The following is an 8,551-nucleotide window of genomic DNA, read 5'->3' as shown; positions in this document are numbered from 1 at the left end:
CGCAGCCGGGCACTTACCTCGGCAAATTCAATCGATCCTGCGTGATCGCTCAGCTGGGTCATCGCCAGCCCGGCGTAGCCGCAGGGATTAATCCGTCGAAACGGTTCCAGGTTCATGTCCACGTTCAGGGCCAGGCCATGAAAGGAACAACCGTGGCGGATCCGCAGACCCAGGGAAGCGATTTTCGCACCGTTGACATAGACACCCGGCGCATCCGGCTTGGCTGTCGCCGTCACGCCATAGCTGGCGAGCAGCTCAATCAGGCACGACTCCATGCGGCTTACCAGGTCACGCACACCGAAACCCAACTTGCGCACGTCCAGCAGCAGGTAAGCCACCAGTTGTCCGGGACCGTGATACGTCACCTGCCCGCCGCGATCGACCTGCACCACAGGGATATCTCCCGGCAGCAACAAGTGCTCGGCCTTGCCGGCCTGGCCTTGGGTGAAGACCGGCGGGTGCTCGACCAGCCAGATCTCGTCCGCGGCATCGCTGCCACGTTCGTTGGTGAAGCGTTGCATGGCATGCCAGACCGGCTCGTAAGCCATCTGGCCGAGCTCACGAAAGCCCAGCGTTCCAGACATCACAACACCATGTGCACGAAACCGGTGGCCCGCAGTTCGCTGTTGATGTTGTACAGCTGGTCCTGGTCGGTCGCGACGATGTGCAACTGGATGGTGGTGTATTTGCCGTTGCTGCTTTGACGCTCGTCAACACGCTCATCGTTGATCTTGGCGTGTTTGCGCACGATGTCGATGATCTTGTCCTTGTTGCCCACACCCGTGTCGCTGATCACCTTAACCGGGTAATCATTGGCAGGGAATTCGATCTTTGGCGCCTTTACTTCAGTATCGGTCATGGCGTAACGGCCTCGTAAGCGTAAGCCGTGGCGACGGGCATGGCCCCGCGCCGGATCAGCGCGGAGCCATGCAGGTGCACACTAAATTCAGTTGAACAAGCCGTAGAAGAATAGACGGATGCTATCCCACATGCGGCGGAAGATACCACCTTCCTCGACAGCGTCCAGAGCGATCAGATCAGCGCTATGCACCACTTTGTCTTCCAGTTTGACTTCGACCTTACCGATCACGTCACCCTTGGCGATGGGTGCGATCAATTGCGGGTTCATGGTCATGCTGGCAGCAAGCTTTTTCAGCTGGCCTTTTGGCAGGGTCATGGTCAGGTCTTCAGCCAGGCCGGCCTTGACTTGGTTGGTCGAGCCCTTCCAGACAGGAGCCTGAGCCAGCTCGGCGCCTTTCTGATAGAAGGTCTGGGTTTCGAAGAAACGGAAACCGTAGGTCAGCAGCTTCTGAGTTTCGGCGGCACGCGCCACTTCGCTGTTGGTACCGAATACCACGGCGATCAGACGCATACCATCACGCACGGCCGACGACACCATGCAGTAGCCCGCTTCGTCGGTGTGGCCGGTTTTCAGGCCGTCGACGGTTTTGTCGCGCCACAGCAGCAGGTTGCGGTTCGGCTGTTTGATACCGTTCCAGAAGAACTCTTTCTGCGAGTAGATCGCGTAGTGAGCCGGGTCTTCGTGAATGATCGCGCGAGCCAGCACCGCCATGTCGTGAGCCGTCGAATAGTGCTCAGGGTTCGGCAGGCCAGTCGGGTTCATGAAGTGGCTGTTGGTCATGCCCAGGTCGCCGACGGTTTTATTCATCATGTCGGCGAAAGCGTCTTCGCTGCCGGCGATGTGCTCGGAGAGCGCGACACTGGCGTCGTTGCCCGACTGGATGATGATGCCGTGCAGCAGGTCGCTGACAGTCACCTGCGAACCGACCTTGATGAACATCCGCGAACCGCCGGTACGCCAGGCGTTTTCGCTGACGGTTACCGGATCGTTTTCACCGATCTGGCCACGACGGATTTCGAGGGTGGCGATGTAGGCCGTCATCAGCTTGGTCAAGCTGGCTGGCGGCAGACGCTGGTCACCATTGTTTTCGACCAGCACGTTGCCGCTGCTGGCGTCCATGAGCACATAGGCCTTGGCGGCCAGTTGCGGTGGCGACGGCATCATCTCGACCGCGAAAGCGGCAGGCGAGAGGAGCAGCGGGACTAAAAGGCACAGGCGTTTGGCAAAGGTGGTGATGTTCATCCGTCTCTCGAAATCGCTAATGGAAACTGCCCAAGGGCAAAACTAATCAGATGACTTTCTAACGAGTCATCGCGTGTTCAGCTGCTCACTCTATAACCCTTGCCGGGCTTTTGTTCTTCAACGAGTCAACAACCTGGTTCGCCCCCCAATACCGCAGACGAACCGTCAATCAAGCTCTACGTATTACTCAGCATCTTACTCAGTCACAACACTCGGCGAACCGAGGTTGGCCAGGCGCACGCTGTTCTGCACTTGCTGGATTTCACCCGGCGAGCCGATCGGCCCCAAGCGTACCCGGTGCAGCGTTTGTTGATTTCGCACGATCGAGCTGATGAACACCGGAGTGCTCACCATCCCGCTGAGCTTCGACCTCAGCAGTTCTGCAGCGTCCGGGTTGGCGAACGCGCCCACCTGCAGATACTGGCCAGAGGCTGGTGCAGAAGCGTTTTTTTTTGCATCGGCAAGTTGAACAGGGACGACGGCGGCGGCGTGTTGCTGCGGCGGAGGTGTCCATTGCTCGACGGTGCCGGCCGAAGCCGTGATGACCGGGGCGCTATTCTGCGCGACTTGCGGCTCGTTGAGCATCAAAGGCGCCGGACGGCCCTTGGCGGCCCACCATTGCTGCGGATCGATGCCCTCGACCTTGACCCGCGCAGTGCCGGTTTCGGCATAGCCGAGTTTTTTCGCTGCCGCGTAGGACAAGTCGATGATACGGTCCGAGTAGAACGGCCCACGGTCGTTGACCCGCAGGATCACGGTCTTGTTGTTGTCCAGGTTGGTCACCCGAACGTAACTCGGCAGCGGCAAGGTCTTGTGGGCGGCACTCATGCCGTACAGGTCATAGACTTCACCGTTGGCGGTGTTCTGACCATGGAACTTTGTGCCGTACCAGGACGCCGTACCCGATTGCACGTAGGTCTTGGACTCTTGAAGCGGAAAGTAGGTTTTGCCCAGTACCGAGTACGGTGCGGCCTTGTATGGGCCGGTGTGCAGGGTCGGCGTGGCATCCGGGATGCGCGACACATCGACGTCCCACCATGGCGCGCCATCCTTGTGGGCGCGGTTGATGTCCAACCCCGGCGCCGAGCGCACGGCGGTGGAAGACTTCTGTGCCGGCGAGCGACTGGTCGAACAACTGGCGACCAGCACTGCCAAAGCGGCAAATGCCATCAGCTTCAGGGGTTTATTCATAGGCAATGCCCGCATTACTTGACGCCCCGTGCTTGGACCAGCTGTTCAGACAGTTGATGTACGGCCATTGCATACATCACGCTGCGGTTATAACGCGTGATCGCGTAAAAATTCTTCAGGCCCATCCAGTATTCAGGGCCATTGTCGCCTTCCAGTCGGAATGCGGTAACCGGCATATCATCGCGCAGCGCATCATGACTTGACCAGCCCAAGGCCCGCAACTCTCCGACGGTCTTGGTCGGCTCGATGCCGGTGGTCAAACCTTCGTCAACCTGTTCGCCGCGCACATCGGCGCGACTGACCACGGGTTCGCCAGCGACCCAACCGTGACGCTTGAAATAACTGGCAACGCTGCCGATGGCATCGTCCGGGTTGTTCCAGATATTGATGTGGCCATCACCATCGAAGTCCACCGCATAAGCGCGAAAGCTGCTGGGCATGAACTGCGGCAAGCCCATGGCCCCGGCATAGGACCCCTTGAGGGTCAGCGGGTCGACCTGTTCTTCACGGGCCAGCAACAGGAACTCACGCAATTCCTTGCGGAAAAATTCGGCTCGGGGAGGATAGTCGAAGCCCAAGGTCGACAAGGCATCAATTACGCGGAAATTACCGGTATTGCGACCGAAAAAGGTCTCAACGCCGATGATCGAAACGATAACCTGCGCCGGCACGCCGTATTCCTGCTCGGCACGAGCCAGGACCACCTCATGTTGGCGCCAGAAGTCCACACCACGGGCGATTCGCGCGTCGGTAATGAACATCGGACGATACTCGCTCCACTGCTTTACCCGTTCAGCGGGTTTCGAAATGGCGTCCAGGATCGACTGTTTACGCTCGGCCTCGCGGAACACGCCCATCAACTGTTCACCGGCGAAACCATAGTCGCGGGTCATTTCGCCGACGAACTCGGCCACTTGCGGTGAGCCCTCGTAATCGCCGGCCAACGCGTCCTGCGCAGTGCCAAGGATGCTTACCAGGCCGACCCACGGCGCATATCGAGTCGCCCAGTCACGCATTACTTGCATTGAACTCTTCACCTTATTCAAACCTGCGCGATCCACTTGCGATGGGTATGGATCGACATCAAAACCCCAAACGCTGACAGCAGCGTCACCAGCGAAGTTCCTCCGTAGCTAATGAACGGCAACGGAACCCCCACCACCGGCAACAGGCCGCTGACCATACCGATGTTGACGAAAACATAAACAAAAAACGTCATGGTCAACGCGCCGGCCAGCAATTTGCCGAACAATGTCTGGGCCTGGGCAGTAATCACCAGGCCTCGACCGATCAACAACAGATAAATCAGCAACAGCGCGCAAATCCCCACCAGGCCAAACTCTTCACCCAACACCGCAATAATGAAGTCGGTATGGCTTTCCGGGAGGAAATCCAGGTGTGATTGGGTACCCAGCAACCAGCCCTTGCCGAACACACCGCCAGAACCGATGGCGGCCTTCGACTGAATAATGTTCCAGCCAGTGCCCAAGGGATCGCTTTCCGGATCGAGGAACGTCAGGATCCGCTGCTTTTGGTAGTCATGCATGATGAAGAACCACATGGCGATGGCCACGGGCACGGCAGCGGCGAGCACGCTGAGAATCCAGCGCCAGCGCAGGCCGCCCATGAACAACACGAACGCACCTCCGGCCAGAATCAGCAGCGAGGTGCCAAGGTCTGGTTGCCGTACGATCAGGATGAACGGCACGCCGATCAGCATCAGGCTGACGCCCACATGCTTGAGCTGCGGCGGCAGCGTGCGCTTGGACAGGTACCAGGCGATGGTCGCGGGCATCAGGATTTTCATGAATTCCGAGGGCTGGAAGCGGATCACACCGGGAATGTTGATCCAGCGTGTGGCGCCCATGGCGTTGTGTCCCATGATGTCCACCACCAGCAGCAACATCACCCCGACCACATAGCCCAGCGGCACCCAGCGGGCCATGAAACGCGGCTCGAACTGGGCGATGACAATCATCGACACCAGGCCGATACCGAACGAAGTGGCTTGCTTGGCCAGCAGATCCCAGCTTTTGCCACTGGCCGAATACAACACGAACAGGCTACCGGCGGCGAGGGTCAGCAGCAGGATCAACAATGGTCCATCGATGTGCATGCGCTGCAACAACGTCGCTCGGCGACGCATCACATCCTCACTGGAGAGCATGCGATCGAAATTATTCTTCACGGGCCGTAGCCTCCGCGCTATTAGGGCTGGCGTATTCGGCCTTGAGATGTCCGGTCTCATCGAGCAGCCAGGCGTCCATCACTTGACGCACCACGGGTGCTGCGACGCCGGAGCCGGACTCACCGTTCTCGACCATCACCGACACCACGATTTTCGGGTCGTCGGCCGGCGCAAAGCCGACGAACAAGGCGTGGTCGCGATGGCGTTCCTGAACCTTGGAGCGGTCGTACTTTTCGCCCTGCTTGATGGCGACAACCTGGGCCGTACCAGACTTGCCGGCAATGCGGTATTGCGCACCGATCGAAGCCTTGCGCGCCGTACCGCGGGCGCCGTGCATTACTTGCTGCATGCCGTGGTTGACCTTGGTCCAGTCCGACGGATCGCGCAGGATGATGTTCGGCATCGGATTCTCATCCATCGGTTTCACGCCTTCGATGGTCTTGGCCAAGTGCGGACGGTTCCACACGCCCTTGTTGGCCACCAGCGCGGTGGCTTGGGCCAGCTGCAACGGGGTCGACTGCATGTAGCCCTGGCCGATCCCGAGAATCAACGTTTCACCCGGGAACCATGCCTGACGGCGCGTCGCACGCTTCCATTCGCGGGACGGCATAAGCCCCGGCGACTCTTCGAACATGTCCAGGGAGACTTTTTGACCGATACCGAACTTGGTCATGTAGGCCGACAGCCGATCAATTCCCAGCTTGTGCGCCAGGTCATAGAAGTAGGTGTCGTTGGACCGCATGATCGCCGTATCGAGGTCAACGAAACCGTCACCGGTACGGTTCCAGTTACGGTACTTGTGATCGTAGTTGGGCAGCATGTAGTAGCCGGGGTCGAACACCCGGGACGAGGCAGTCACCACGCCCGCGTCGAGACCGGCAATTGCCACCGCAGGCTTGATAGTCGAGCCCGGCGGGTACAAACCACGCAGTACGCGGTTGAACAGCGGCCGGTCGATGGAATCGCGCAGCTCTGAATAAGCCTTGAAGCTGATGCCGGTGACGAACAGGTTCGGGTCGAAACTCGGCTGGCTGACCATCGCCAGGACTTCGCCGGTTTTCGGGTCCAGCGCCACGACAGCGCCACGACGTCCGCCGAGCGCAGCTTCGGCGGCTTCTTGCAATTTGATGTCCAGGCTCAGGACGATGTCTTTACCGGAAATAGGTTCGGTACGCTTGAGTACTCGCAGCACCCGGCCCCGAGCGTTGGTCTCGACTTCCTCGTAACCCACCTGACCGTGCAATTCCGATTCGTAGAAGCGCTCGATCCCGGTTTTACCGATTTGATGGGTGCCGCTGTAACTCACCGGATCAAGTGTCTTGAGTTCTTTCTCGTTGATCCGCCCCATGTAACCCACCGAATGCGCAAAGTGCGCGCCCTGAGGATAGTGACGAACCAGTTGCGCGACCACTTCCACCCCAGGCAGGCGGAACTGATTCACCGCGATTCGAGCGATCTGCTCTTCGGTCAGCTCAAACAGGATCGGCACCGGCTCGAACGGCCGTCGCCCCTGTCGCATGCGCTTTTCGAAGATCACCCGGTCCTCGGGAGTCATTTCCAGCACTTCAACGATCACGTCGAGCACTTGCTGCCAATCGCCGGAGCGTTCGCGGGTCATGCTCAAGCTGAAACTCGGCCGGTTGTCGGCAATCACCACACCGTTACGGTCGAAGATCAGCCCACGGGTCGGGGGAATCGGCTGCACATGAACGCGGTTGTTTTCCGACAGCGTCGAGTGGTACTCGTACTGGATCACTTGCAGGAAATACAAACGCGCGATCAGCACGCCGATCAGCGTCACCACTGCAATTGCCCCGAACACGACGCGGCCACGCACCAGACGGGCGTCTTTTTCGTGGTCCTTGATGCGGATCGGTTGGGTCATGGGGGGGCAGAACTACTTGTGATAAGGGTGGCCGGACAGAACCGTCCAGGCACGATACAGCTGTTCACCGATCAGGATTCGCACCAGCGGGTGCGGCAACGTCAACGGCGAGAGAGACCAACGCTGATCGGCACGGGCACAGACTTCCGGCGCCAGCCCTTCGGGGCCACCGACCATGAAATTGACTGTGCGCGAGTCCAGCCGCCAGCGATCGAGTTCGACCGCCAGTTGCTCGGTACTCCAGGGCTTGCCGTGGACTTCGAGGGTGACAACGCGCTCGTTCTGCCCGACCTTGGCCAGCATGGCTTCGCCTTCCTGACGGATGAAGCGCGCCACGTCAGCGTTCTTGCCACGGGTGTTGAGCGGTATTTCCACCAGTTCCAGTGCCAGCTCGGACGGAAGACGCTTGGCATATTCATGCCAGCCTTCTTCCACCCACTTGGGCATACGAGAACCGACGGCGATCAGTCGCAGTCGCACAGCGGTTCCTTATTCCTGGTCTTTGTTGAGCTTGTTGAAATGCTCGTGACCAACTTCAGGACTGTGGTGCTTGCCATCAGCGGCACGGCTCTGCTCGGCACCTTTCCACAGGCGCTCCAGGTCGTAGAACTGACGGGCATTGGAAGTCATCATGTGAACGATCACGTCGTCCATGTCCAGCAGGACCCAGTCGCTGTCGCCCTTGCCTTCTTCACCCAGCGGCTTGATGCCCAGGGCTTTGACGGCTTCGCGAACCTTGTCCAGCATCGCGCCGATCTGGCGGTTGGAAGTACCGGTGGCGATGATCATGTAATCGGTGATGCTCTGCTTGTCACGAACATCGATTACCAGCACGTCCTGGGCCTTGACGTCTTCCAGGGCCGCTACGGCGATCTTGACCAGCTCATCGCCTTTAGGCGGCTCGGCAGCCAGGACTTTTTCAGGCAGCGGGGCACTCTTGAACGTGCCTTTGCGCTTAACTTTGTTTACGTCGTTGTTCGTCATATAAAACTCGTTTTGCTCGTATGTTCGGGCGCTTCAATACACGTTGTTGCTACGTGCCTTGAGGCACTCCTGTTCAGTTCGACGCACGGTAGAGTCCGTGCGCATCGATGTAGGCCAGGACCGCGTCGGGCACCAGGAAACGTACCGACTTACCGCTGGCCAGCAGTTGACGGATCTGGGTGGCGGATACCGCGAGCGG

General features: G+C 59.2%; 9 protein-coding genes and 1 pseudogene. All 10 read right to left on the bottom strand.

The window, feature by feature from the left end; translation table 11 throughout:
• The coding region (lipB, locus tag ACRESJ_RS33580) for a lipoyl(octanoyl) transferase LipB (RefSeq protein ID WP_431761718.1) at nucleotides 1–584 on the bottom strand (584 nt) is incomplete at its 3' end.
• Nucleotides 584–859: a DUF493 domain-containing protein gene (locus ACRESJ_RS33575; protein ID WP_077045559.1), complete on the bottom strand. Its 276-nt coding sequence runs from the start codon at nucleotides 857–859 to the stop codon at nucleotides 584–586. The genes ACRESJ_RS33575 and lipB, both read right to left, overlap by 1 nt.
• An 87-nt stretch (nucleotides 860–946) precedes the next feature.
• Nucleotides 947–2,104, bottom strand: coding sequence for a D-alanyl-D-alanine carboxypeptidase family protein (locus ACRESJ_RS33570; RefSeq protein WP_431761717.1), 1,158 nt, complete (start codon nucleotides 2,102–2,104; stop codon nucleotides 947–949).
• A gap of 195 nt (nucleotides 2,105–2,299) precedes the next feature.
• Nucleotides 2,300–3,310 (bottom strand): septal ring lytic transglycosylase RlpA family protein, encoded by a 1,011-nt coding sequence (locus ACRESJ_RS33565; RefSeq protein ID WP_431761716.1) that lies wholly within the window; start codon nucleotides 3,308–3,310, stop codon nucleotides 2,300–2,302.
• Nucleotides 3,310–4,320 (bottom strand): lytic murein transglycosylase B, encoded by a 1,011-nt coding sequence (mltB, locus tag ACRESJ_RS33560; RefSeq protein WP_431761715.1) that lies wholly within the window; start codon nucleotides 4,318–4,320, stop codon nucleotides 3,310–3,312. The genes ACRESJ_RS33565 and mltB overlap by 1 nt, the downstream gene beginning before the upstream one ends.
• Nucleotides 4,321–4,337: 17 nt before the next feature.
• Complete coding sequence (gene rodA, locus ACRESJ_RS33555) at nucleotides 4,338–5,441, bottom strand: rod shape-determining protein RodA (protein WP_431761719.1); 1,104 nt, start codon at nucleotides 5,439–5,441, stop codon at nucleotides 4,338–4,340.
• A gap of 31 nt (nucleotides 5,442–5,472) precedes the next feature.
• Nucleotides 5,473–7,368 (bottom strand): penicillin-binding protein 2, encoded by a 1,896-nt coding sequence (gene mrdA / locus ACRESJ_RS33550; protein ID WP_431761714.1) that lies wholly within the window; start codon nucleotides 7,366–7,368, stop codon nucleotides 5,473–5,475.
• Between the two features lie 12 nt (nucleotides 7,369–7,380).
• Nucleotides 7,381–7,848 carry a 23S rRNA (pseudouridine(1915)-N(3))-methyltransferase RlmH gene (gene rlmH, locus ACRESJ_RS33545; protein WP_110965050.1) on the bottom strand — a complete coding sequence of 156 codons (468 nt, stop codon included), beginning with the start codon at nucleotides 7,846–7,848 and terminating at the stop codon, nucleotides 7,381–7,383.
• Nucleotides 7,849–7,857: 9 nt separating this feature from the next.
• Nucleotides 7,858–8,352, bottom strand: coding sequence for a ribosome silencing factor (rsfS, locus tag ACRESJ_RS33540; protein WP_008022922.1), 495 nt, complete (start codon nucleotides 8,350–8,352; stop codon nucleotides 7,858–7,860).
• Between the two features lie 73 nt (nucleotides 8,353–8,425).
• Nucleotides 8,426–8,551, bottom strand: a pseudogene (locus tag ACRESJ_RS33535) (nicotinate-nucleotide adenylyltransferase); the annotation flags it as partial.

This window comes from Pseudomonas sp., assembly GCF_050739655.1.
Classification (GTDB): Bacteria; Pseudomonadota; Gammaproteobacteria; order Pseudomonadales; family Pseudomonadaceae; genus Aquipseudomonas.
Note: the sequence above shows the minus strand (reverse complement) of the source record. Positions and strands in the feature narration are given on the sequence as shown.